Source organism: Gracilimonas sp., assembly GCF_017641085.1.
Lineage (GTDB): Bacteria > Bacteroidota > Rhodothermia > Balneolales > Balneolaceae > Gracilimonas.
In genome coordinates, this window is sequence record NZ_JAEPPI010000001.1 from 1578645 (window position 1) to 1605420 (window position 26776).

At 43.2% G+C, this 26776-nt stretch carries 19 protein-coding genes and 1 tRNA gene; 9 read left to right on the plus strand and 11 right to left on the minus strand.

The genetic code is table 11. The features are described from left to right. Nucleotides 1–281: 281 nt before the first annotated feature. The 5 genes from JJ941_RS06820 to JJ941_RS06840 form a co-directional block, all read right to left on the minus strand. The gene (locus JJ941_RS06820; protein WP_290963103.1) at nt 282–3542 is read right to left on the minus strand and encodes a helicase-related protein; all 3261 of its coding nucleotides are present in this window, start codon (nt 3540–3542) and stop codon (nt 282–284) included. A 78-nt stretch (nt 3543–3620) separates the two neighbouring features. Next, nucleotides 3621–4727 (minus strand): zincin-like metallopeptidase domain-containing protein, encoded by a 1107-nt coding sequence (locus JJ941_RS06825; protein WP_290963105.1) that lies wholly within the window; start codon nt 4725–4727, stop codon nt 3621–3623. A gap of 47 nt (nt 4728–4774) precedes the next feature. Then, on the minus strand, nt 4775–5776 hold the full coding sequence (locus JJ941_RS06830; RefSeq protein ID WP_290963107.1) for a hypothetical protein: 1002 nt from the start codon (nt 5774–5776) through the stop codon (nt 4775–4777). A gap of 7 nt (nt 5777–5783) precedes the next feature. Then, nucleotides 5784–7394 carry a DUF3696 domain-containing protein gene (locus tag JJ941_RS06835; protein ID WP_290963108.1) on the minus strand — a complete coding sequence of 537 codons (1611 nt, stop codon included), beginning with the start codon at nt 7392–7394 and terminating at the stop codon, nt 5784–5786. A 248-nt stretch (nt 7395–7642) separates the two neighbouring features. Next, nucleotides 7643–7903: a hypothetical protein gene (locus JJ941_RS06840; protein WP_290963109.1), complete on the minus strand. Its 261-nt coding sequence runs from the start codon at nt 7901–7903 to the stop codon at nt 7643–7645. Between the two features lie 82 nt (nt 7904–7985). Between JJ941_RS06840 and JJ941_RS06845 the strand changes: the two genes are divergently transcribed. Continuing rightward, nucleotides 7986–8987 carry a WYL domain-containing protein gene (locus JJ941_RS06845; protein WP_290963110.1) on the plus strand — a complete coding sequence of 334 codons (1002 nt, stop codon included), beginning with the start codon at nt 7986–7988 and terminating at the stop codon, nt 8985–8987. 136 nt (nt 8988–9123) lie between these two features. Here the strand turns inward: JJ941_RS06845 and JJ941_RS06850 are convergent. Together JJ941_RS06850 and truA are read right to left on the minus strand one after the other, a co-directional pair. After that, a tRNA-Asn gene (locus tag JJ941_RS06850) sits at nt 9124–9195 on the minus strand. A gap of 104 nt (nt 9196–9299) precedes the next feature. Beyond that, the gene (gene truA / locus JJ941_RS06855) at nt 9300–10034 is read right to left on the minus strand and encodes a tRNA pseudouridine(38-40) synthase TruA (protein WP_290963112.1); all 735 of its coding nucleotides are present in this window, start codon (nt 10032–10034) and stop codon (nt 9300–9302) included. A gap of 118 nt (nt 10035–10152) precedes the next feature. Between truA and JJ941_RS06860 the strand changes: the two genes are divergently transcribed. Next, entirely contained in the window at nt 10153–11193 is a 1041-nt protein-coding gene (locus tag JJ941_RS06860; protein ID WP_290963113.1) for a GMP reductase, read from the plus strand. Between the two features lie 152 nt (nt 11194–11345). Here JJ941_RS06860 and JJ941_RS06865 read toward each other — a convergent pair whose 3' ends face one another. Beyond that, the gene (locus JJ941_RS06865; protein WP_290963114.1) at nt 11346–11825 is read right to left on the minus strand and encodes a DinB family protein; all 480 of its coding nucleotides are present in this window, start codon (nt 11823–11825) and stop codon (nt 11346–11348) included. 500 nt (nt 11826–12325) lie between these two features. Here JJ941_RS06865 and tnpA point away from each other — a divergent pair, with 500 nt between their 5' ends. The 3 genes from tnpA (at nt 12326) to JJ941_RS06880 (ending at nt 18663) form a co-directional block, all read left to right on the plus strand. Further along, entirely contained in the window at nt 12326–12763 is a 438-nt protein-coding gene (gene tnpA, locus JJ941_RS06870; RefSeq protein WP_290963116.1) for an IS200/IS605 family transposase, read from the plus strand. 193 nt (nt 12764–12956) lie between these two features. After that, nucleotides 12957–15410: a penicillin acylase family protein gene (locus JJ941_RS06875; RefSeq protein WP_290963118.1), complete on the plus strand. Its 2454-nt coding sequence runs from the start codon at nt 12957–12959 to the stop codon at nt 15408–15410. Nucleotides 15411–15825: 415 nt separating this feature from the next. Next, nucleotides 15826–18663 (plus strand): pitrilysin family protein, encoded by a 2838-nt coding sequence (locus JJ941_RS06880; RefSeq protein WP_290963120.1) that lies wholly within the window; start codon nt 15826–15828, stop codon nt 18661–18663. Between the two features lie 111 nt (nt 18664–18774). Here JJ941_RS06880 and JJ941_RS06885 read toward each other — a convergent pair whose 3' ends face one another. Then, complete coding sequence (locus JJ941_RS06885; RefSeq protein WP_290963122.1) at nt 18775–19581, minus strand: M23 family metallopeptidase; 807 nt, start codon at nt 19579–19581, stop codon at nt 18775–18777. A 57-nt stretch (nt 19582–19638) separates the two neighbouring features. Between JJ941_RS06885 and JJ941_RS06890 the strand changes: the two genes are divergently transcribed. The 4 genes from JJ941_RS06890 to JJ941_RS06905 all read left to right on the plus strand — a co-directional run bounded on the left by JJ941_RS06890 (nt 19639) and on the right by JJ941_RS06905 (nt 25292). Continuing rightward, entirely contained in the window at nt 19639–20244 is a 606-nt protein-coding gene (locus JJ941_RS06890; RefSeq protein WP_290963125.1) for an RNA polymerase sigma-70 factor, read from the plus strand. Nucleotides 20245–20402: 158 nt separating this feature from the next. After that, nucleotides 20403–21611, plus strand: a complete 1209-nt coding sequence (locus JJ941_RS06895; protein ID WP_290963127.1) for a hypothetical protein — start codon at nt 20403–20405, stop codon at nt 21609–21611. Nucleotides 21612–21690: 79 nt separating this feature from the next. Continuing rightward, nucleotides 21691–22653, plus strand: a complete 963-nt coding sequence (locus tag JJ941_RS06900) for a FecR domain-containing protein (protein WP_290963129.1) — start codon at nt 21691–21693, stop codon at nt 22651–22653. Beyond that, nucleotides 22653–25292, plus strand: coding sequence for a TonB-dependent receptor (locus JJ941_RS06905; RefSeq protein WP_290963132.1), 2640 nt, complete (start codon nt 22653–22655; stop codon nt 25290–25292). Before JJ941_RS06900 ends, JJ941_RS06905 begins: the two co-directional genes overlap by 1 nt. A gap of 204 nt (nt 25293–25496) precedes the next feature. Here the strand turns inward: JJ941_RS06905 and JJ941_RS06910 are convergent, their stop codons facing one another. Together JJ941_RS06910 and JJ941_RS06915 are read right to left on the minus strand one after the other, a co-directional pair. Then, complete coding sequence (locus tag JJ941_RS06910) at nt 25497–25877, minus strand: RidA family protein (RefSeq protein WP_290963134.1); 381 nt, start codon at nt 25875–25877, stop codon at nt 25497–25499. A gap of 113 nt (nt 25878–25990) precedes the next feature. Continuing rightward, complete coding sequence (locus JJ941_RS06915) at nt 25991–26449, minus strand: hypothetical protein (RefSeq protein ID WP_290963136.1); 459 nt, start codon at nt 26447–26449, stop codon at nt 25991–25993. Between the last annotated feature and the right edge of the window lie 327 nt (nt 26450–26776).

Sequence of the window (26776 nt, forward strand, 5' to 3'; positions counted from 1 at the left end):
CGTAACCCTACCCGATTGCGAGCAAGCTGTACCGAATCGGATTTAAGCTCCACTTCCAGAAAAATCAGCGTATCGCCATCCAGATCCACCTCTCCAAACTGCGAGATATGATTGGCCAGGTTTCGTTGCTCTTCCCGCGTGAAGGTGGTCGGACGATCCTGCGCAAACATATCGGCCTCCGGAAACAACTCCAGCAACACCTCTTTCCATGTATCCCGATTGTAGTTGGCTCTTAGCTTTCTTTGCAGCTCTTGTTTATTCATAAAAAATCTTGTGTATGATTAAACTGTAAATGATTCCGAAATGATAATTTTTGGTTCCAGCGGTGAATTTGTTCGTTCTTCTTGCTCCGGTTCAAATTCTGACTTCTCATTTTCCAGCAGAGGATAGGAATTCAGGATCTTGATTAGGTTTTGATGAAATTCCGAGCCTTTCAACTCTTTCACTTTTTTGAACAGTTTGTTCACTTCACGTGGCAATTTCTGAAATTTCCCAACGGCAACGGCTTCCCGTGCTTTTTTAAGCAGCTCCTTGTCTTCCTCTGAAGCAAATTCCGTATTGGACTGCATCTTCAAAATACCAATGGCTTTCTTTTCATTGGGTCCCAGTTTATTTCCTGAGGAAGTTTCCAGGGCTCGTTTTTGAAGTCCTGCTTTAAACGATTGTACGGCAGAACTTACTTGCTCGTGGTGTTGGTCGTGAAGCTTGGTTCCTTTCTCCGTGACTTTGGCTTCAAACAATCGGGCTGCTTCCACAAAGGTGAGTTCTTCCAGTTCGCCCTTCGCATCAATATAATAGAAGGCATCCCGCTTCTCGTTTTTCAGATAAGTGAGCGTGCTGAGCTTTCTGGTTTTATCCTTCCGGCCGGTTCGGGCTCTGAGTGGAACCGAGGATCGAATTTTGTTGTAAGTATCCGGGTCTTCATCCCGCAAACGCCGGAGGAAGTTCAGGTACACCAAGCGTTCATCCCGTTCTTCTTCCGGCACACGTTCAAACAATCCAAAGGAATCATATTCCTCTTCATCAGTATAAATCTGACTGTCCTCACCCAGTGCGGTATGAAAAGCCTGCAGCTTCAGGAAGGCTTTTTGATTCAGGTCGATCTCACTATCAGCTTCTTTCGTAGGATAAAAGTTGAAGATATGAATGGTATCGGACTGCGTTCCCACCCGATTCACCCGGCCAATGCGCTGCATCAGCTTTGTGGAATTCCAGGGGATGTCGTAATTCACAATCACATTGGAACGATGTAGGTTTACACCCTCTGCCAACACTTCCGTGGTAATGACAATATTGTATTCATCTTTTTGTTCGGTGATCGGGATGTTGGCGTCAAAGTTTTCACGAATCAGCGGAGCACGGTCTTTTTGGTTATCACCATCCACCGTCAGCACTTTTTGAATGCCATGCTCTTTCATTTTTTTGGATAGATAATCAATGGTTTCCTTCGATTCTGAAAACACAACCAGCTTTTGCTGATCATTAATTTCACTGCTCATGAAGGTATTTTTGAGCTCATCCAAAAAGGTATCCAGCTTGGGATCATAGGTAATTTTACTCCAGCGGTCGGTTAGCTCATCCAGAATTTCTTGATCGTTTTTAACCCCCGGCTTATAACGCTTGTCAAAATCATCGATTTCAAAAACCAGGATATCAGTGTCATCTTCCGGATCATTGAGCATCTCCTCTAATTCATCCTCGGTTTTATCATTTTGGTTGAGGATGTAGTCGGCAATATCCAGCTTTGGCGCTATATAAACCTTACCGTTCTCCAGCATTTTCAGCATAGCCGAGTTATTTCTCCGATACCGTTCCAGTGATTTATAAAAAGCATGAAAACTGCTATCCAGTCGCTTTACCAATAGACTCTTCATCAAAATTGCCAGCTGATCGGAAATCACTTCCGCCTGATTATTGAAGAACTTTTCTTGCGCTTTTTTCGGCAAAAATCGAATCGCCTGATAACGATAGTATTTTAAACCAGTATCCGTGTATTTAAGCAACTGCATGGTTTTGTCATACAGCTCATTCAGTTTTGGGTCGAGCTGGTAGAGTATCGGTTTCGGAGGCTTTATATCAGGGAAAGTCATGCCCTGCTCCGCCATATCCTTTCGGTACTCTTCCGTCTTCATGATATCGGTACGAGTCCGGCGTACAATGATGGGCTCTAATATCTTATTCCGAATAGTCTCGTAGATTTTCTTAACCCCCTTTTTGATCTTGGTGTTATCCCGTTCCTTTTTGAGCTTCTTATACTCATCAATCAACGGACGGAAAAAGCTTTGTAGGTTCTTTACCTCAAGGGAAGAATCTTTGGCATCCTGAAACAGATAAAGCAGGTTTCGGATATCCTGTGGTTTATTATTCAATGGAGTAGCCGTAACCAAGATCACTTTCTTTTCTCGGCTTCCGTCGGTTCCAGGTCGTTTTCGGGGTGTTTTACAGAGCTTCTGCAACTGCGTAAACATCTGGGCTTCATCACTGCGAAACTTGTGGGCCTCATCCACAATAATCAGATCATAATCTTCCGGATATCGGATTTTATGAAGGCTGCCATTGGTGATAAAATCTACATTGGGCACTTCAAAATCCCGGATCGTCTCCCGCCAGTTATTCTCTAAAGCAGGAGGATAAACCACCAAAATTTTGGTCCGATAGCCGTTGCTAAAATAGAATTTCTTAGCAATAATACTGGCTACAATGGTTTTCCCAAGCCCAACCACATCCGCCAGAATAAACCCATTGTGATGCATGAGTTTATTATAGCCATCATTTACGGCATCCACCTGATAATGAAGTTTCTTATAGCCTCGAGGCAAATCGGTAATGGATTCGGGATCGTATTCAATACTCTGCCCGAAATACTCCATCAAAAATTTAATGTAGATCTCAAAGGGAGTGAATGAATCATTCAGGAAGGTTTTTTCAGTTAGCTCTTCAATGGATTTTGGCAAGATATCAATGCCTTCATCCCATAAATCTTGAAACGTCTCTCTTGCAAACTCAACATCCCCAAAGCGGTCTAACTGCACATTAAATTCAAAATTCTTTTCCAGTCCGGCTGAGGTCATATTACTGGAGCCAGTGATCACAAACCCTGAGTTGTGCTCGTTATAATTCTCTGGCCGGAAAATGTAGATCTTGGAGTGTAGCTTCTTACTAGGATGAGCTTTGATCTGCACTTTCTTATCCACGATATCCTGAACAAACTGGATGATACCATCTTCAACCTTTTTGCTGTAATCAGCATTTTCAATATCCCTGCGGACCTCAGATAAAAACTCAGTTCGTGTTACGTTAGTATTGAAATTGAACTCCAATCCCTTTCGGGCTGCCTCACTGATCAGGTGATCGACATCAATCCCAACCAAAATGCGAACTTCCTCCACTTCATCAATAAACTTCCGCACCCGAAAATAGCCGGAAGCTCTGAGGTACCCCACCAGCGCATCAAACTTTTTGATATCAACGTGTTCAAAAATCCCCTCAAATTTCTTGAGCAGGGTATTCCCTTTTTTATTGGTGAAAAAGTGGGTGTTCATTCAGTATTTTATAAAATAGAATTCAAATTGATTTTGACCTAAAATAAGAGAAATCAGGAAGTTTTAAAGCAGTATTCATTAGCTTTTTCTCTTTAGATCCATATCAACAAGTGATTGGATTTTGTCCTGAGTCACCCTAGCTAATTGGTCCCAAGAGCTGATAACTTTTTCAAACCACTGATCACTTACATCAGTTTTCATGTGTTCATTCAAAACTTTGACCAGCTCTTCCTTGACTTCTCTTGCATAGTGTTCAGGTAGTGGATAGGGAAAAACCCCTGTCTTTTCAAATAACCAATGAATGGCTGTACGCGAAAGTTCTAGCGCCTCAACAAAGTATTTAAAATCATGCTTCAGGACTCTTAACCAACTATTCACATACTTAGCGTGACCTTTGCGAGGTGTTAGTTTATTACTGAACTGTGTTGTTAAAATTGCAGTCCCCAATTCAGCGATCAATTCTTCAAAAGCATAAGCCGGGGAACCTTTCTTGTTAATCATACCACGATCACACCTTGAATTATGCCCCGTCCAATGAATAATTTCATGAAGCAAGGTGGCATAATAGTTTTCCAGTGACGTAGCTCCTTCAACCTCTCTAAAAGAGGCCTTTGGCGGCATTATAATTTGATCTTTATCAACATTGTATAATGCTCTTGTACCTTTGTGTGCAATCTTTGCTTCCGTTTTTAAAACAAATTCTTCAATCTGCTCAAACTTTGGGGCTTGATTTTGGAACAGACCGATTTGGTTGATTCGATTATTTGTTACCTGATCAATATTGAATACATAGTGAAAAAAGATTCTAAACCCATCTATGTCTTCAGTTTCATCATCTGCAAGCTCTAACTCTAATTGATCATATTCTTCGAGATCATCTTGTGGGATCACAAATTTTACTAATGTCCCCTTGGAGCCTTGCTGAACACCAGAACCAAACTGATTCCATTGCCTCATCGTGGCCCAAACATTTTGCGAGTAACCTTTTTTCTGACACTCATCCCACAAAATCAGCAGGTTATTACCCCCATAAAATTTCCCGGTCACTCTATTTTTGGCTTGTGGAATACCTTTATGCCAAGGCATCTCCCACTTATCAACCCCTTCTTCAATTTGCTCTATAATAGATTGAGCTATTTGGTTACTTCTGTTTTTGTGGTAAGCAATTTTTTCTTCCCAAGTCATTGGCATAAAATAGAATCCAGAATTTATCTTAAGCTAAAAATACATCATTAATTGAATTGAACTAAGTCTTTTACCTTTTTTGAACTCTGTAAGTAATTATCCCAGTTGTCTTTAATCTGGTGCCATGCTGAATATTCAGAAGAATATCTTCCGGTTAAAAACAGTTTATTTTCTTTTATAACCTTCCCTTGGCCTTTTTCCAACTTCAAAAAGTCGAATCCTCTTTCTGCATTTAACACCCAAAAATCAGTCCAGATCTCTCTGCTGTGAAAAACCGGACTGGCACTTCCTCTCTGGGTATACAACTTTAAACATCCCTTATACTTCGGGATATCAATCATTTTACGAATCCGCTCAATTGTCTCCTCAACCCTGCTGTTACTATCTGCATGTAAATCAGATATTATTTCGATGGTAAGCTGCTCGGGATCACTAAACCTGGTTAAGGCTTTAATCATACCAGTCAGGTCTATAGAATGTATATTCTTATATAAGTATGGATCCTTAATCCTGATATGCTTAAACGGGTGTACAAAGTTGGATAAAAACCGTGCCCAGTTAAAAGTATCACCAATATTTAATGGAAGAGATTTTTCTTTAAATAAATGTCTCACTTTTGCTGTAAGAAGGTCATTGTCCTCAACTAACGGTTTATATCCCACTTTCATTAGTTCATTCTTCCAATGCGGGTCTTCTATTATTGAATGAAAGACCACATCAGCAGGCTGAGTATATGCGGAAGCCAAAGATTTTAATATCGACTTCCTGATCTTAATATTCTCAAAGCTATCAGGTATCAAATCTTCTGATGTACGTGCTTTAATTTTTCCTGCTGCCTCCAGGCTGCTTAGAGATTTACCAAACTCTGGATCTTTATCACTCAAACTTTCCAATAAGTCATAAAGAGATTCACCATCGGCCCCCACAATGAGCAGGCTCTTTTTTATTGCCCTATATAAATCATAATAATTGTTCTCTTCATCAAACAAAGCTTTTCTGACATTCTCAGGAAAGCTCTTAAGAAAAGCAGTAGTTAGAAACCCATCCATATTACAATCAATTCATTGATTTATAACGACTCTTTAGCCGCTCCATGGTCAGGTCGGCCGATAGTTCAAAAAAGTCATCCGGCCAGGGTTCCGTGAAGGCTCCACTTTCATCCAGTTTCATTTCCCGCACATGAGCCCCTCCCTCTTTATTTGATACATACAGGATGGCGATATCATCTTTAGAAATTCCTTGCTCTCCATCAGAAGTATGATATTTGGTTACCTCCAGTTGCAGGGATTTAATGATGTGCTCACTATGGGTTTCCATTATGATGTTACGATTTGGCCTGAATGTATAAGACAATAACCGACCAAATTTAGATTGCAGACCGGGGTGCAGATGAAGTTCAGGTTGTTCTATAATTATGTCATCGTTTTCAAACCTTGAAATTAATTCAACTACTATCGGTAATAATTGACTTAATCCTGTCCCTACATCTCTAAGAGAAAGAATATGTCCGCTTATTGTATTTCTTAAAGCCAGGTTTTTAATTTCACGATGGTCGTTAAGATTACTTTTAAATGTCTCTTGAACAAATTCAAGATTAAGATTCAACCTATCTTCCGAAGTAAGGATCATGTTTATGATTTCTCTATAACTAGTTTCTTCGCCGGTTTCGTAATCTTCAAACCCAAAATCATCTTCTAATAAATTGTACCAGGCATTATCTTCAATATGTGTGCTGTTTACAATCCTTTCTGGTATTGCTCTAAGTGGCCCAAAATAGGAAGTCGTCCTAACTCTAAAAGGATAAATTTCGTTAAAAGGGTTAATAAAAAAATCATTGATAAAGTTATGTATATCACTTTTTATAAGTTCTGATTCCCTTTCATTCCAGTTGTATATTTCACTAAAATTACCATCTTGTCGTATACGTAAAAAATCACCAGTAATTGAAATTTCAGCGCTATCAATCAGCTTCTTTAGATTACTAATTTCTAAATGTAATAGATTCCCTGTTTCACTTTTCATGATGTTTTTATTTAACAAAGACATAATTAATATCTCAGCCCCATCACTAAACTCTTTCAAATTTAAGTATGGCTTATTTTCATTATCCTGAGCCAATTTAAGTTTAGCTGTCTCAGGGAAATTAAAATTCTCTTTTTCCACCCCATTATCACTTAATATTGATACTTCCCCTTTTATATCATTAAATAATAATTCAACAGATGTGATATAAGTTGCATCAAAGTTTTTAACGTCTATTTCAACCTCCCATTTTAAATCTCCTTCCCATTTAAAAAAGGCAAGATTTAAATCCGTTATTTGCGCTGTATTTAAGGTATTAGCTATTTCCCTAAAAATATCTCTATTTATATCTCCCTTAACTTTAATCTCTCTGCCAAATCTGAATTTACCACCTTCAGCACCATAGTTTATTATCTGATGAATACCTCCATAGTCTATTATTTCATCTCCTTCTTGCACCTCTATTAAATCTGATTGTTTATACTTAAAAAAGTGATGCACATACATCAGGCTTTTCAGTAAACTAGACTTACCCGCATTATTAGTTCCAAAAATCAGAGTAATCGGTTTAATTATTATTTCTTGTCTGTCACTATAAGCTTTAAAGTTTTCAATTATATGTTTATTAAAGGATGTATCAATCATTATAATTTACATGTATATAATTCTCAAGGCACATAGTCTATCTATTTAAAATAACCTTACTAGTCATCAAGCACGGCTCTAAAATACGATCGCGGTCTCGAAATCCTTTTGCCGGCTCCATTCCTAAAGGTGCCCTTTTTGGCGGACCAGTTTCTTCCGCGTCTGTAGTTCTTTTTTGAAAATCCGGACATGATTATACTTAATTTTTTTGTAATTAATAATTCAAATTTCCGCCTAATTAATTGATATTAATGGCCCATTTCTTCTTCAAATTCACTTTTCGTCAAACTTCTCGAAAGTTGAACAATGGGCTTCTCTACCGGCAATCCCTTTTCATCCAGTTCATCCCGGAACCCCACTATCTCAAATATGTAGAACGTGCTGGCATCTTTATTTCTTCGCACGTAATTCAGGCCACATTCTAAATAGTGTCTGCTCACCCCTAGTTCTTCACTCTTTTCAGGATTACCATTATAGGGTAGTCTGTTTGGGCTTCTGAATCGATTCATAAATACTTAATGAGTCACTTGTTTTAGTTCATCACAATGATATACCTTTGTGGTGCACTCATTCTGCACAGTTAAATATGTTATGTCTGTAAATAAAAATGCACTGCTCCGTTACCAGGTACTGGATCGTTGTTTTAGAAACCCCGGCCGCAAGTTTTTTTGGCAAGACCTGCTTGCTGAAATAAACGAAGCACTGGAGGAGTATAATGGTCCGGAAAGCAAAATCAAAAGGCGTCAACTTTTTGATGATATTAAGTTTATGGAGAGTGATCAGGGATGGTCCATTCCCCTTGAAAGGCACAAAGACGGCCGAAAAGTATATTACAGATACTCAGATAAAGACTTCTCTATTTCAAATCAGCCTTTAAATGAAGATGAAAAAAATCAGATCGATGCTGCTATTTCTGTGCTATCAAGATTTGCGGGAGCCCCTCAGTTTGAGTGGGTTCAGGAAATGATACCTGTGCTCCAGGATCGCCTAGGGCTTAAGCAAAGCTCACGGGAAGTAATCAGCATTGAGTCAAACATAGATCTTAAGGGTATAGAGTATCTTGGAACTTTATATGATGCCATCGTTAATGAGTTGGTTTTAAAAGTTGAATATCAGAACTTTAAATCTGATGATAGCTTCGAACTCACTTTTCATCCTCATTTCCTGAAGCAATACAACAACCGCTGGTTTGCATTCGGCCTGAATGAGGAATTAGATATCCAAACCTGGAACCTTGCACTAGACCGGATACAAAATATTGAGCAGACCCAATCTGTATACATTCAATCAGATATAGACTGGAATGAATATTTCTTTGATATCATCGGAGTAACCCGCCCGGAAAATGGCAAAGTAGAAACGTTAGTATTGGAGTTTACCAAAGAACAGGCGCCATATGTAATTACCAAGCCCCTTCACCCTACCCAGAAACATGAGTCGGTAGATGGTAATCTCAGAGTGGAGATTGAAATAATACCTAATTACGAATTGAAAACACTTATTCTTTCATTTGGGGAGAAGGTAAAGGTCTTAAAACCTCAAAGTATTAAAGAGAGGATTGATTCCAGAATCCAACTAATGAGAAAAGACTGATTACTTACCAAATAACCGGCTCCACCAAGTCTTTTATTTGGTCCGGTTAGTAAGTGAAAATAAGCCCCACATAATTTATATCACCCAAAAAAAAAAAAAAGCCTGACCCGCTTTTCGCGAATCAGGCTTTGGTAAGCTCCCCGGGCTGGATTCGAACCAGCGACCAATTGATTAACAGTCAACTGCTCTGCCACTGAGCTACCGAGGAATATTGTAGCTTTTTTTGACTTTATTTGTTTCAATAAATAAAAAAGCCCCGTTGAAGGGGCGACAAATATAAAGACATTATCCGCCTACTTTCAACACTTTTCTTCACTTTTTATAGAAAACTTTCTGGAGCACCAATCCCGCCGCGGGAGCGGTATAAGTAGGTATTTCTGATTTGGGATTTCTCAATGCCTCCTCAAATTGATCCAGCGTCATTTTATTCTGTGCTACACGCACCATTGTTCCGACCAAACGCCTTACCATATTCCGCAAAAACCGGTTGGCCCTGATGTGATATTTGATCACCTCTCCCTCTTCCTCAAACTCCGAAAGCTGAATTTCACACAGAGTCGTCATGTTATCCTCATTAAATTTTGAGAATCCTTCAAAATCAAATTCACCCTTTAACAGAGCCGCACATTCTTCGAGTTTGGTATAGTCGACGGGTTGATTGAGCTGCCATGAATATCGCTCCTTAAGCGGCATCCATCTTTTTGTGATGGTGTATTCGTACTGCCGGCCGGTGGCATCAAATCGGGCATGGAAGTCACCCGCTACTTCCTCAATACCCGTGATCTGAATTTCTTTCCCAATCAGCTTGTTTGCTTTATAGATCAGATCATCAGCATCAACGTGTTCAGGCAGATCTAAATGCGCCGTTTGCCCGGTGGCATGGACGCCGGCATCGGTTCTGCCCTGTCCGATTATGTCCATATCGGTTTGCAGAATCGTAGAGAATGCATCCTCAATGGTTTGTTCAACAGTAGGAGTATTGGGTTGAATCTGCCAGCCGGAAAAATCGGTGCCGTCGTACTCAATCGTAAGTAGGTATCTTTGCATGCTTGCAATATATGAATGACTTTCAACATTCTTGAAATTAGAAATTACATATTCAGATTCGTCCCGAATTTTATCATCTTTGGTCAACAACAGAAGTCCGAAATCTTGAAGTTATATTATGCGCATTGAGTTAGATATTAAGCTTGGTTTTAAAAACGTGATGATTCGTCCTAAACGCTCTACCCTCAAATCCCGCGCGGACGTTTCGCTGGAACGAACCTTTAAATTTCTGCATGCCAAAAAAGGCTGGACGGGTATCCCGGTTATGGCCGCCAACATGGACACCACCGGCACTTTCGAAATGGGCACGGCCCTGGCCGGGCATAAGATGTTCACCGCCATTCACAAGCACTACTCCATCGAGCAATGGAAAGCTTTTTTAGATGCAGCAGATGAGTCCATCACCGAACATATCGCCGTTAGTACCGGAACCGGATCAGCGGATATGGAAAAACTCAATGCGCTGATGAAACGGTTTCCCCAACTTCGGTTTATCTGTATTGATGTGGCTAACGGTTATTCCGAGCACTTCGTGAAATTTGTGAAGAAAGTGCGGGAGAAATATCCCGATAAAGTAATCATAGCCGGCAATGTGGTAACCGGAGAAATGGTGGAAGAACTGCTACTGGCCGGGGCTGATATTATAAAAGTGGGAATCGGGCCGGGTTCGGTTTGTACTACACGACTCAAAACCGGCGTCGGGTTCCCCCAGCTTTCAGCGATCATCGAATGTGCCGATGCCGCCCATGGGTTAGGCGGACAAATTATTTCTGACGGCGGTTGTAAATCCCCCGGCGATGTAGCCAAAGCCTTTGGCGGTGGTGCCGATTTTGTGATGCTCGGTGGCATGTTTTCCGGTCATAAAGAAAGCGGCGGCGAATTGGTTGAGGAAGATGGGGAGAAATTTAAAACCTTTTATGGCATGAGCTCTGAAACCGCAATGGAAAAATACTCCGGCGGTGTGGCCGAATACCGCGCCTCGGAAGGTAAAACCGTGAAAGTGCCCTATCGCGGACCTGTAGAAGACACCGTTCAGGACATACTTGGCGGAGTGCGATCTACCTGTACCTATGTAGGAGCCAAGAAACTGAAAGAGCTGACCAAACGCACAACCTTCATCCGGGTTCAGGAGCAGTTAAATGAGATGTTTTCTGAGTAGGATTAACTTGGTGCTTTCTCAGGGCATAGCGATGCCGTGAACGACTCGCTTGCTTACTGGAATACACCTAATCCCCAACCACCATCTTACTAGTGACATCTCTCTCTTCCAGTAAACAAGCGAAGGGGTTCAGCCCTTCGCAGAAGTTTCAGCTACTCTTTATTCAACAACCGAAATATAATCGCCAGCTGGCCGGTATGATATGCGTTGTGTTCCAGAACCAGCAGAGCTTCGCGGAGTAGTGTTTGTCCATCTCCGTGCGGAATTTCAGCCTGAAGGTCATTTTTGGGGTTCAGAATGAAATTCATCATTTCATTGCGTTCATCGAAAAACTGCTTTTTCAACTCTTCCCACTCTTCTTCACTGGCCGGGGACTGTTCCATGGGCCAGTAATCATGAGGCCAGGTCATTCTCTCGTAATGGCTGTTTCGGCTGAAGTCCAGAATATCATATTGAGCTACGCGTAGATGAAAAAACTGCTCATAGAAAGAGTACGGGAGTCCGGCCGGACGCTTACCTAAATCTTCAAATTCAACTTCCTCCAGTAAATCCTCAATTTTTATAAAGGCCTGGCCGCCTTCCAGCTGATGAATTAAATGTTCCCGCGTTACCCGCTCCGAGTGATGTTCCATTAATTACTCTGGCTTTTGTTTGGTTTGAATTCATCCCTTAAATACATGTTATGTGAGAATCATTCAACCTAAGCATTAAATCCCCAACCACCATCTTACCATCGACAACCCTCTCTTCCAGTACACAAGCGAGGGGGTTCAGCCCTTCGATACTACATCAACCCACCACGATGTCGTGAACGACTCGCTTGTTTACCCGAATACACATAACCCTCAACCACCATCTTACCATCGGCAATCATCTCTTCAGGTACAAAAGCGAAGGGGTTCAGCCCTTCGATACTATTTCAACCAACCGCGATGCCGTGAACGACTCGCTTGTTTACCGGAAACCATCACTCCCTAAATTACTAATTCTCCACATACGACCATCTCTTCCTGCGCACAAGTAATCAGTTCTATCTCTTTACGAAAGATGCCCCTTAATAAAGGTGAAAAATAAATTGTAAGGAATCTGCTTATAATCGCTCTAACAAGAGAGACGGAACAGAACCCGCATAATGCCTAAAACCTATAACATGATCTGGGTACACATTGTATTCAGGACCAAAGAAAGTAAGCCCTGTCTCTCCTGGGAGATAAGAAATGCCGTATGTGACTTTATCAAGAAAGAGGGAAACCGAAGGGGATTCTTCGTTGATACCGTAAATGGAGTCAGAGACCATTTGCATGTGTTACTCAGGATCAGAACTACACAAACCGTAGCGGATGCTGTCAACTGGATTAAAGGAGCCTCATCTCGATGGCTCAATTTACAATACAACTGGAAATATGGCTTTGAATGGCAGGAAGGATACGGCGTTTTCTCAGTAAGTATTGATGATATAAAAAAGGTCAGAGCCTATATCTATAATCAGGAGAAACATCATAAATCCAAGACATGCATTCCTCAATTTGAAGAAACAGAATCTCGTACTCAACCAACCGAGTTGCCCTAAACGACTCGCTTACTTACCCGAATACACCTAATCCCCAACCACCCACCATCTTACCATCGGCAACCATCCCTTCCGGTACACAAGCGAAGGGGTTCAGCCCTTCGGTAATTAATCACCCAAAAAATTATGGATTTATATCGCCGTCAGATTGTTTAATTTCCGTCATATATATTAAACCTATTTTGACTATTCCATGAACACTTTTTTGAAGCTGTTGATCTTTTTTGTCATCCTGATTTTGGGATTTGCCGGGCTGGCTTTTTACTGGACGTTCTACAAACCCCTTCCCGATTATGAGGAAACCATTTCATTGACCGGACTTTCTGAAGAGGTTCAAGTCCATTGGGATGCTTACGGTGTTCCGCATATCTACGCGGATAACGAAGATGATTTATACTATGCTTTGGGGTATGTTCACGCCCAGGACCGCCTATGGCAAATGACGCTCACCCAGATTGCCGCCGAAGGTCGTTTTGCAGAATTTTTTGGAGAGAATGAGGAGCTGATTGAGCTGGATAAATATCAGCGGACGCTTGGGTTTTGGAAAATAGCACAGCAGCTGGTGGACACGCTCGGACAAGAAGAACGGGAGGTGCTGAATGCATACACACATGGAGTGAATGCTTTTGTGAATAACAACACGAACCGACTGCCTGTGGAGTTTTCGCTGACGGGAATTCAGCCGCTGAGATGGACCCCGGCACGCTCTCTGGCCGTCAGCCGGCTTATGGGATGGGAATTGAATATGGGATGGTGGAGTGAAGTTACCTACGGATACCTCCGGGAAAAACTCCCCGCCAATCAGTTTGAACAACTTCAATTGCGTTTTCCTGAATCGGCTCCAACTTCCCTGGATGATGAGGAGTCGATGGGTTACTCCGCTGCCCTTATGCCCATGCTTCAACAGGAAATTAAGAAAAGGGAACTCCTCGAAATGGAAGGCACCCATGTAGGCAGTAACGCCTGGCTAATTGACGGTTCCAAATCAGAGACCGGTTACCCGATGCTGGCGGGCGACCCTCATCTCGGACTGGATATGCCGGGCAAGTGGTATGAAGTGCATCTGAACCTGAATGGCAAGAATGTATCCGGGGCAACGTTGGCCGGAGTACCAGCGGTTATCATCGGGCAGAATGATCAGATAGCTTGGTCATTTACCAGCATCATGAGTGATGACACCGACTTTTTCCTCGAGCAAACCGATCCGCTGGACCGTGGCCGGTATGTTGCCGATTCCCTCAATGACACCACTGCCTCTTACCGATCGTTTGATAAAATCAGAGAAATCATCAAAGTGAAAGATGGTGATGACCGGTCGTTTGAAATTCGATATACCAAGCACGGGCCCGTTATTTCTGATATCTATCCTGTACAGGAGCTCACCGAAGATAAGGTGATCTCCATGCAATGGACCGGCTACGAAATGAGCAACGAAATGCGAACGCTGTACCAAATCAACTGGGCTGAGGACTTCCAGGATTTTAAAGACGCTCTTCCTTCATTTGGAGTACCGGGATTGAATCTGATGTATGCAGATGTGGAAGGAAATATAGCCATGTATTCGGTGGCTAAACTCCCCATTCGTAGCGGAGATCCCATCACATTACGGGAAGGTTGGGATCCGGCTCAGGACTGGCAGGGATTCATTCCCCACGATCAAATGCCCCGACTTATCAATCCCGAGGACGGCTGGATTGCCAATGCTAACAACAAAATCACTACCGACAGTTACCCTTATTACATTGCATTTTTTTGGGAGCCGCCTTCAAGAATTGAGCGAATCGAGCAGGTGCTTACAGCTGATTCAACCTTGGGATACAACCAGTTTCAAAGCTTGCAGAATGATTCCTATTCGGCCTTTGCAGCAAAACTCACCCCCAAGATTCTGGAGATCATCAAAAACCAGGATGCCTATAACTTTGACCTCCCCATCTCATACCTGGAGAATTGGAATTATAAGTACGATTTGAAATCCACAGCTGCATCAATATTTGATGTGTTTTTCGTCAACTTCACGGAGAATACGCTGAAGGATGATTTTGGTGATGTGGCCTATTCCAATTTCATTCATCATGAGAATATTCCGGTTCGAACCATGTCATCACTCATCGATACCGAAAGTTCGTTCTTTGATGACCTGACCACCGAATCGGTTGAGACAAAAGAAGATATGGTTGTGAAGAGTATGCAGGATGCCATCCTGTTTCTGAGTGATTCTTTAGGAAGCGAACCCTTTGAATGGAGATGGGAACAGCTGCATACATTGATGCTGGAACCACCGCTTTTATCACGCGCAGCTGAAGACCCCGAATCACCAAATGCGCTAAAGCATATTGTTGATAATGTACTCAGCAAAGGACCCTACAAAGTTCCGAGTCATGGAATGAGCGTAAACAATGGTCAATACAGGTGGAATAATGCTTTTGAGATGATTCTCGGCCCATCCATTCGCCGCATTTCTGACTTATCAGATATGAGCCGAAGCAAAAGTATCCTCCCGACCGGCCAATCAGGCAATCCTCTATCAGATCATTATGGGGATCAAACCAATATGTGGCTGGATGGACAGTATCGCTGGTTGTATCAAGACTCTACCCTTTTTGAAGAAGCTGACATCCGAACCATGCGGTTGGTGCCTGTTGAGTAAATCTGCGTAATTGTTTTATTCTAACATCTCTTATCAACGATGCCGTAAACCGCTCGCTTGCTTACTTGAATACATCTCAGCCTTGGACAACTTCTAACACAAAGCAACCATCTCTTCCAGTACCCAAGCGAAGGGGTTTAGCCCTTCCATGCTAAGCCAATCTACCGCGATGCCGTGAACGGCTCGCTTGCTTACTGGAATCCACCTCAGCCTTGGACAACTTCTAACACAAAGCAACCATCTCTTCCGGTACGCAAGCGAAGGGGTTCAGCCCTTCGCGAAGTGTGATGTACCGCATATGTTTTCACCCTCGCTGCATTCACCAATTTTAACAAATCCATCCGCAACAAGAATTTATGAAGCAGCGTATTTCTGCACCGCGTATATTCCGCTCTTAACCTAATTTATTCCTGCTATGAAACCACGCATACTTTATCTTTTCTCAGCCCTCCTCATTTCCTCCTTTATAACAGCCTCTTGTGTTCAGAAACAAACCGAATTCTCTGTTGAGTACGAGAAATTCACTCTGGATAACGGCTTGGAAGTCATTTTTCATAAAGACCATTCAGACCCGGTTGTGGCGGTGGCATTGACTTTCCACGTAGGTTCTGCCCGTGAAATTGAAGGACGAACGGGTTTTGCTCACCTTTTTGAACATTTGCTGTTTCTGGAATCTGAGAACTTAGGTAAAGGCGGGTTGGATAAAATGAGCAGCCGCATCGGCGGTTCAGGTGCAAACGGTTCCACCAGCCGAGACCGCACCAATTATTTTCAGACGGTCCCAAAAGATGCCCTGGAGAAAATGATTTGGGCTGAAGCCGATAAACTCGGCTACTTCATTAATACCGTGACTGAAGCTGTACTGGCGAAAGAGAAACAGGTGGTGAAAAATGAAAAGCGCCAGGGCGTGGACAATGCCCCTTATGGTCATGCTAACTATGTAGTGGGAAAGAATATGTATCCGGCCGAACATCCTTACAACTGGCAGGTAATCGGTTCGCTGGAAGATCTCCAAAATGCTACGCTTCAGGATGTGAAGGATTTCTATAACCAATGGTACGTTCCCAACAACGCCACTCTTGTGATTGCCGGAGATTTTGATTCAGAGCAAGCCAAAGCCTGGATCCACAAATATTTTGATGAAATTCCACGGGGTGAAGACATTGAGCCTTTACCGGATATGCCGGCCGATCTGGATCAAACCAAGAAAAAATATTACGAAGATAATTTCGCCCGACTTCCGGAATTACGACTCGTTTGGCCCGGTGTGGATTTATATCATGAGGATGCCTATGCACTGGATATCCTGACGGAACTGCTTGCTGATGGCAAAAAAGCTCCGCTGTACAAGGTATTGGTTGAGGAGCAGGAACTGACCTCTAACGTATATATGAATAGCGGAAACTCTGAGCTTGCCGGGGAAATTGCCTTCATCACCCGTGCATATCCCAATACTGATTTGAATGATGTTGCAGGAGCGGTCAACGAAGCTTTTATGAGGTTTGAAGATGAGGGATTTACCCAGGCCGACCTGGACCGGATTAAAGCCGGCATTGAAACCGATTTTTATAACGGGCTTTCCAGCGTGTTAGGGAAAGCATTTCAGCTGGCGCAATACAATATCTTTGCGGGTGATCCCGGATACATCAACAAGGACATTCAGAAAACCCTCGCGGTCACCAAAGAAGATGTGATGAGGGTTTATCAGAAATATATAAAGGGCCAATATTTTGTAGCCACCAGCTTTGTACCTCAAAGGGGGGCTGATCTGGCTTTAGATGGTTCAGAACCAGCTGAAGTTGTGGAAGAAGAAATCGTGCAGAATGGGGAAGGTGAAAGCTTTAGCCTGCCCGAAGAAACTGCCTATGAAAAAACGCCATCCAGCTTTGACCGATCTGTAGAACCACCCTATGGTGAAAGTCCGGATTTGAAAGTACCGGAAATCTGGGAAACGGAACTCGCCAGTGGATTGGATGTATATGGAATCGAGAATTATGAGCTTCCTCTGGTTGAGTTTGAGATCACGATCAAAGGTGGATTAATGCTTGAAAATCCCGAAAAAACCGGCGTGGCCAATTTGGTTGCCGAACTACTGACAAAAGGCACAGCCAATAAAACACCGGAAGAACTGGAACAGGCCATCGATGAGCTGGGAGCAAGCATTAATATCTTCTCAGGCCGTCAGTCGGTCACCATCAGAGGGAATTCCCTGGCGCGTTACTATGATGAAACCATGGCCTTGGTAGAAGAAATGCTGCTGGAACCCCGCTGGGATGAGCGTGAATTTGAGCTGGCCAAACAAAGTACGATGAGCCAGATTGCTCAGCAGAGTGCCAACCCGAACAGTATTGCCACAAATACCTTTAACAAGCTGCTTTACGGTGAAGACCACATTTTATCCTTCAACCCAATAGGAACCACATCAAGTATCGAGGCTATTAAACTGGATGATCTGCAAGCATATTATGCGAACTACATCTCCCCTTCTGTGGCTGATATGCACGTGGTGGGGGCAATTGATCAGAGTGAAGTTGTTGCATCTCTTGACAACCTAAATGACCGCTGGGAAGCCAAAGAGGTAGAACTGCCGGAATTTAAAACCCCGGAGCCACCTTCAGCCTCCAAGGTGTATTTCTATGATGTACCTGATGCCAAACAATCGGTACTCAGATTCGGTTACCTGGCCATGCCGGAAACCCATCCCGATTTCTATCCTGCTGAGGTGATGAACTACAAGCTGGGCGGTGGCGGATTTGCTTCACGCTTCACCCAGGAACTGCGGGAAGGAAAAGGCTATACCTATGGTATCGGTTCCGGCTTTTCCGGCTCAGACATCGCCGGACCTTTTGTGATTTCGAGCGGAGTCCGAACCAATGTCACCTACGAATCAGCCGCATTAGTTAAAGAAATCCTCGAAGATTATCCTGACACTTTCACCGAAGAAGACCTGAAAAACACCAAAAGCTTTTTACTGAAAAGTAATGCCCGCCGATTTGAAACTTTAGGCGCAAAACTGAACCTGTTAGAAAATATCAGTGCCTATGGCTGGTCGCCTGATTACATCAAACAGCGGGAAGAAGTGGTGAAAAACATGACGCAAGAACGCATCCAGGAGCTGGCCCGAACCTATGCCAATCCCGATAAAATGATCTGGCTGGTGGTCGGTGATGCCAAAACACAAATGGATCGCCTGCAACAATTAGGCTTTGGAGATCCCATACTGGTAAACGAATACTTTAAGGAAGGTAAGTAGATAGTTAGACGTTAGATGTAAGATGTAAGATGTAAGATGTAAGATATTAGAGATAAAATGCAGGCAAATCTTAGATCTTTAGTCTAACATCTTACATCTATAATCTATAATCTAGTAACCAATATAACTCTGTCCTTCTTTCAGCTCGATGATGCCATCTTTGGTGGTAAATTTTACCGGTATGGAAATGAATCCTCCTCCTCTTTTTGCTTTCTTTACCGTAAAATGCAGATGAGGTCCGGTTGCATATCCTGTAGCGCCGGAATACCCGATTAGCTGACCGGTTCGAACCTCCTGCCCCAAACGCACTTCCACGCCTCGGTGCCTCAGGTGCGAGTAATCGGCAAAGGTTCCGTCATCATGCAAAATGGTAATGAAATTGGCGAACGGCATCATGTCTTCCGAGCCCCCACCGCGGTTATTCTTTTCCTCCATCATCACCACTTTCCCGCTTCGCGCGGCATAGATTTCCGTTCCGGTTGGCATGTTAAAATCGAGGGCATGCCGGGAATCTCCGTAATGAGAGAAAGTGCCGCCAAATCCCTGATCCACTTTGTAGGTTTCTCCAATTGGGAAAGGCAGTCGGTAGGCAAAGGAATCGTTATGGCGGGCAAATATATTCCCCATGTAATACCGGTACCTTGTATTTAAATTCCAGCCCTCTTTTAAATCCTTATAAGTAAATCTTATTAAAAGCCGGTTGCTGTTTGCGGGAAGAAAGTCAACGAGCGGAAGCTTTTTTTGAGGTTCCAGTTTGTCGATGTCAGCATCAAGCTCTATGGTTACGGGATACAAATTCGTATTTCTGGCGTGAAGCTCAATGTGCTCTTCCTTCTCAATTCGAAAAACCTCTACCGTCCCGTTGTCCTGAGATAGAAATCCCGCAATCAGAAACAATATTACCCAAAATGACTTCATACTGATTTCTTATTCTTAGGTATTTTGCTGAACTTTGATGTCAACGAATTTATTCTCATGGATCTTTCTGTCATTCACTTACTGCTGATTCTAAGTGCTTCACTCGATGGGGAGTCTAACGAAAGCCGGATATATTTAAAAATAAAAAACGGCGATCAACAAGCATTCCGAAAGTTTTTTGATGCCCATCACGATGAATTATACAGATATCTATATTCTAAAGGTGTAGCAAAAGAAGCGGCCGAAGACCTGATCCAGAAAGCCTTTGTTTATATTTGGGAGAACCGGGCTTCAATCGAAGAGCATAAGTCGTTACGGGCCTATCTTTTCCGCATTGCCTACACGCGGATGCTCAACCTTTTTCGGGATAATGAAAAATTCGATCAAAACAAGGAAATCCGGGAGTTGGATTACCCTGATTCCGGCTCTCAACCCGATCAGAATATCTATCAAAGAGAATTAAACAAAACCATTGAAAAGGCGATATCAGCGATGCCTGAAAAGCGACAAAACGTTTTCCGGCTCTGTTTCATGCAGGAATTCACCTATAAAGAAGCCGCTGAGTTCCTGGATGTATCGGTCAAAACCGTGGAAAATCATATGGGACTTGCCCTGAAAGATCTCCGTTCAACCCTGTCAAAAGCAGCCAAAGATTATTTGTAAACTTTCTGCAAGACTCCTGTTATTCATAGATTTATACACTCTAATCCTTAATACTGCTTTTTTAATCATCAATTCAGCAGAAATTTATTTACTATGTGATTGGGGGAACTTTGAATTTGATGTGTAATAGTAGTGAACACATAATTAACTGAATCATTATGAAATCACTATTCAAAAAAATACCAACTACTATACTCCCACTCTTAATGGTAGCAGCCATGTTTTCTGCCTGTACCCTGGATGATATCTCCAAAGACATCGACAACCAGGAATTGACAGCAGAAGAAATGGAAGCAGCTACCCAGATTATGGGAGAGGCCTTATCTGATGATAATGACGGCGTTTTCTCCAGCCTGAACGACGCTCTAACCACCGTTTCATCTTCAGGCTTTGGCAACGACAGCCACATGAAAGGTCATCATGACGACGACAGAAACTCCGGTCGGGGTAACGAAAGTAATTACCAGTACGAATACGATCGGCAAACCGGTACGCATACCATCAGCTTTAACCGGGAAGTGAATAACCCGAATTTCCAGAAAAGCTTGTCGGCTGTATTAACATATGTATTCACCGATGTTAACGGAGAGTATATTGCTGCACCCCGGCAAAATCGTGAGCGCATTGAGAATATCGATTTCACTTCCGACAAGAACGGTAGCACACAAAGTCGATTCCGAAATTCGGAATTCAGCCGTGCTGATACCTTCGCATTCACCGGCCTGAGCGATGCCAGCTCCATTCTTACCATCGATGGAAAGCATTATGGCAATGGTTCCATTGACGGTGTAACCCGGGAAGGTGACACTTTCGAACGCTCTTTTGTCAACGAAATCAATTTCCTTGATATTCAAGTGAATAAAGACACGGTTGCCGCATACGGTTCCTTAACACAAGGTGTAACAGGAACCCTCAACTATGAGCTGACTATCTTCCGTAGCAGCAATGGACAAGGTTCTTCCAAAACGGTTACCGGAACCATCGAAATGGATGGAGACGGAACTGCTCTCCTTCGCTTTGCTAACGTAAACCGTTTGTTTAAAGTGAATCTGCGCACCGGGTTTGTCAGCGATGACGAGGTTGATATTGAATCAGCCGTTGCAGCCGTTGACACTCTGAATCAGACCGTAACGCTCCGAAATGATTTGTTGGTGATAGTATCTGACCGCACCGAAATTGAAGGTGAAGACGGACTGGATTCACTCGAAGCCGTTGCTAGAGCTCTTGATGCCGGCGAAAGCGTTATTGCTGAAGTGGAAGGATACCGGAATCCTGATAACAGATCTGAATTCATTGCTGAAGAAATCGAATTCGAATTTGCTGAAGATGATGATGAAGACGACGATGACAATGACGATGATGATTAACCTTAACTGATACTTCAAACATTACCGTGCAGACCTTTGACCGGGTCTGCACGGATTCTTTTAGATTCAACAACCCATAATGGCAGACAATCAAAACATATCGCCCGATGATCAGGACCGTCAACTGGCTCGAATTATTGGAGAGGCATTGCCTGATTTAGCGGTTTTGGAGAATACTTCAAACCCTTTGCTTTCCCAGTTGTTTGCCTACAAAAGTTCGGCAAGCCAACCGGTTGAACCGATAAGCTCAGAAGCTGTGTGGGATTCAATTCAATCCGAGATAAATGAATCCTCGGGTTCTGCCCGCATTTTACATTTCTCCCCGACAATCCGGAGATATGCTGTCGCAGCAGCTGTGGTGATGGTTGCCTTAGTAGGAAGCTTCTTCTATCAACAACTGACGGCACCAACCCTGGTTGGGGAAAGTTTTGCTACAGCAGAAACCTTGACCTTACCGGACGGTTCTGCCGTCACTCTTCGCCCCTACTCTGCCTTATTCGCCGTGGATGTTTCTAATGAGTCAGCCAAATACAAACTGACGGGAGAAGCGTATTTTGAGGTATCCCACGATCCTTCCCGAACATTTTCGGTTCGTACCGACCAGTCCGAAGTGCGTGTATTGGGAACCAAGTTCATACTCAGTGACTGGGGTAGCACTTCCACGGTATACCTGCAGGAAGGCCGAATTCAATACACAGCACTTAACAGCCGACAATCGGTTCAACTGGAACCGGGACAAACTTCTTCCATCAGTGAAACCACGGCCACTCCGCAAGTAACCACTACAGAAGAAACTCCCTTTACTGACTGGCTGAATAATGAACTCGTATTTCAAAACAAACCGGTTCAATCGGTATTTAATGAACTGGATCAGCATTTCAACATCACCATTCAGGCGCAACCTGACATTCTTCAGGAAAATCTGAGTGGCTCTATTCCTCTCGACAATCTTGAATCCGTACTCAAAGATCTTGAGTTGGTTCTCGGCGGTAATTTCTCAGAAACCGGGCAAAATTCATACGTTTTCAAACCGAATTCCTAATGAGAGACCAATGGCGTGTTTTATTATTTGGTATGATCGTTTGTCTCGGCTTAACCCGGCAGGCATACGCTCAGTACGACTTTGAGCAGTCTTCGGTTCTCGAAATCATCCGCGAAATTGAAGACAACGAAGTATACCGGTTTCTATACCGGGAATCGCAACTCACCGGCATCAGCTTAAGCTTTTCGGCTACCTCTGCCACTATTATTGATTCACTGCGAACCCATTTATATAACGTTAATATTGCCATAGAAGCTGATACTTCCAGAAAGCAGATTATTCTCTACAAGCAGACCACATCTTCTTCCCAAAAGTTATCCGTTACAGGTCAGGTTGTGGATGCCAGAACCGGTGAACGACTTCCCTTTGCTACTATATTCTACGACATAAACGGGCGAAAGCAAGGAGTGGCAGCCAATGCATCGGGGGTATTCAACATTAAAGAGACCTACTCAGGAAGATCGGTTACTTTACATTGCTCCTTCCTTGGTTATGAAAACGGTCGCATAAAGCTTAGCATGGATGAGCAAACTGCTTTCAGGGATCTCACCTTTCGCCTGCAACCGGTTGCTCTGCAATCAAATGATATCATCGTAACCGGATTTACCTATCCGGCCGGTTCCGATAGCATCTATCGTAATTTTGTAAATGCCGGGATACTCAATCCTTTAGGTGAAAACAATACCACCAAAGCCTTGCAGGCACTGCCGGCCGTAACCAATGGAACGGCTTTGAATAACGGAATTAACGTGCGTGGCAGCTCCGCTGATGCCACTCATATTCTGCTGGATGGTATTACCATTTATAATCAAAGTCACCTGTTTGGGCTTCTGGACAGCTTTAATCCCAATGCCCTGCAAACCTCCGGTTTCTTCTATGATGTGACCCCGGCCCAGTTTCAATCCTCTCCCGGCGGCACTATCAACATGTTGACTAAGACCGGCTCATTGAATGATTTTAGTGCTTCTGCCGGACTTAGTAACACGGCCTTCAATGCAACATTGCAGGGGCCTGTTTCTTCAGGTAAAAGCAGCTGGCTGCTTTCCGCTCGTACTTCCTACATGAATTCCCTAAACTGGTTCCGCAATGATGACCTGATTGCCTACGGACTAAATATCGATCGACCCAACAGCCTTGCCGGCGATGATGTAACGGACATTGACTCTCGACTGGTTTTTCCGGGCAGTTACGATGCTTCATTCTTCGACCTGCATGGAAAGATGTATGTTGAATTCGGAAACGGAAGCCGGCTAATTGCCGGAGCCTATTATGGTGCCGATGATGTCTCTCAGGATGCAGAGCGGCTGGTGAGAAGGTTCAACCCAAATGCTCCATCCCAGCGCTTTAGTTTGGAAGAAGTACACACGCTAAATAAGTGGGGAAATTTCAGTTCCAGTTTAGCCTATAAATCGCCGGTTTCTGAACGGATCTACAGCAGCTCTTTAGCAGCGGTTAGCATATACAATTCCGAATTCAGTAAAGATGACTTTGTTTATAACCGGATTCAGGAAAACGGTGCCAACATACAGGTTTTCACTTATCCGCTTCAAAACCAAAGCGTGTTCAATGAAATTAAGCTGGATCAGACATTTGATCTGGTGCTGCCAAATACCCAATGGACTGTGGGGGCTTCCTACCAATATTTCCTGGGGGAATATTTCGAAGAATCCTTCGACCGGCCGGGATTTTTCACCACCTTTGAGTCGGGCTTAGCCGACCTATACGCCCAGCTTGATTTTACCTCACTGGATGTAATGAATGTACATTTCGGATCTCGACTGCACTACTACACCAATGGAGATTATCTATACTACTCGCCTCGGTTAAAGCTCAAGTTCTTAAACGAACGAGCCATCTCCCTTGGTCTTGGATACAGTCGAAATTACCAGTTTACCCATCGGCTCTCATTCTATAATATCAGCAGTCCCGACGTATGGATTATCAGTACGAAGGAACAGCCACCCACTACTTCCGATTACTTCACAGCCGGCCTGTATTTCCGGTTTCTTGATAACACCCTTTTCCAGGTGGAGGGATATCATAAATCTCTCATAAACGCCCGATTATTCGACATCAATGCCCAAACCCTTACCAATAGTTTTAATGCGCCTCCCTGGTTTTACGGGAATGATGGAACTGCAAAAGGACTGGAGCTTTTACTTAAAAACCGGTTTCAGAAGCTAACGCTTACTCATTCATATGCTCTTTCTGAATCCACCTTCCGGAATCCGGATATATTTGATGGAGAGGAGTTTTATACCGAATGGGACCGCACACACAGCTTCCATTCTGCCGTTGAGTACAGGATTATCCCAAACTTGAAGACGTTCCTGCGCCTCACACTTGCTTCCGGCACCCCAAATCGCCTTCACTTTCTGCAGATTGAAGAACAGGAGCGACTGGGAAATTATCGAAGAGTGGATGCAGGATTTGAGTATAAAGCAGAATTAGACGGAGTAGTGATGGAAATCGGGGCGTCTGTATTTAACTTGTTTGATCATCAAAGTACCTGGTATCGAGAATTGGATCTGGTAATTGACACCTCGGTTCCTCCTTCTCAACGCCGCCTCAGCTCCCAGGCCGTGAATGTCTATGATTTAGGAATTCAGCCCTCTTTTAATATGATGGTCAGGTTTTAAAGGTGTTAGGTGTTAGGTGGTAGGTTTTAGTTAGACATTTAGAGCGATAGAGATCAACCTTTGCCCTGAAATGTTTACCAAGCATTGAATAGTAAGGATCCTTCTCACTTACCATCCCAACCCTATTTCAAACATCCATTCGCTCAGTATGACGTCCCTAACTAACACCTAACACCTAACACCTTACGACTAAAACCTTCCACCCTAAACAACCGCATCCACCTCAATTTCTACTATTAAATCCGGATGGATAAGCCGGGAAACCTCCACCAGTGTAGCTGCAGGTTTAACTTCCCCGAAAAACTTCTGATGGGCTCTCCCGAATTCCTCCCATTGGTCTATATCAGTAATAAAAGTCCTCGTCCGAACTACATCATTCAGAGAAGCACCGGCTTTCTTCAGTGCCCTCTCAATATTCAGGATACATTGTTTGGTCTGAAGATAGAGGTCATCTTTTCCCACTACATCCCCGTTTTTATCAATACCCGTTGTGCCCGATACAAAAATCTGATTTCCGGTCTTCACCGCTCTACTGTATCCTACTTTAGCTTCCCACTCCGCCCCGGAGGATATATTCGTTCGCATTTTTTCTTTACCTGAGTTCTGAATAATTTATTTAAAGTTCATCGTTTTATGAATATCAGAGCGAGTTTTAAACCCAAATATACTATCGTTTTCCGGGACCTTCCTGATTTGGCCTAGGCTACAAGAATCGGGTGATCTTCTTCTTTGAATAACTGCTTGAGATAAGCTATCGCTTTTTCTTTGTCCTGATATTTAGTGTCAATAAGGTAGGCTTTGGGATTCCCCAAAACTTTGCCGGTAGCACTGAATTGCCAATACCGATCTGTAAAACAAAGTTCCTCCATATCTTTATAATAAATGACTTTTGAATTAATCACTCCATAGCGGGTCATCTTTTCGTTGTCAAATTCAATATGGTGACGAAAGCTATAAAACATAGTATATAGCATACCTAGACAAAAAAGAATCATAATTGCTCCAAAAAGAAGCGCCTGGTTTTTGCCCATATATTCCCACAACTCTGTCATTCCATAGAAAAGATAACCGACAGCACCAATACAGATAACCCCTGCTATCAGCTGATAAATTTTCCATCCCTTTTTTACCTCAAGTACTACTTTTTCATTTTTCATTGTACCCTTAATTAATTGGTGTTTCTGTAAAATAAGCCTCCTCTGGAAGATGTCAATACAGAAGGGCTTTTTTACTGAGTATATAGATTCTCGTTCGAACCGGAGAAACTGGTAAGAAATACTTGTCGAGACCTTTTCGAAACGACCCACCTCCCTACCGGCAGGCAGGCCCCAACCCTCCCTATTGCGCTGCGCTTATATGGAGGGGGCGCTTAATTAAAGAGTATTCCCATAACCTATATCTTTCTCGCCACACCAACTCTTACCAACGAGTCCTCTTTCCCTGCGGCCACAGATAAGAGTTCAAATGTACTACAGGCGCGCCGG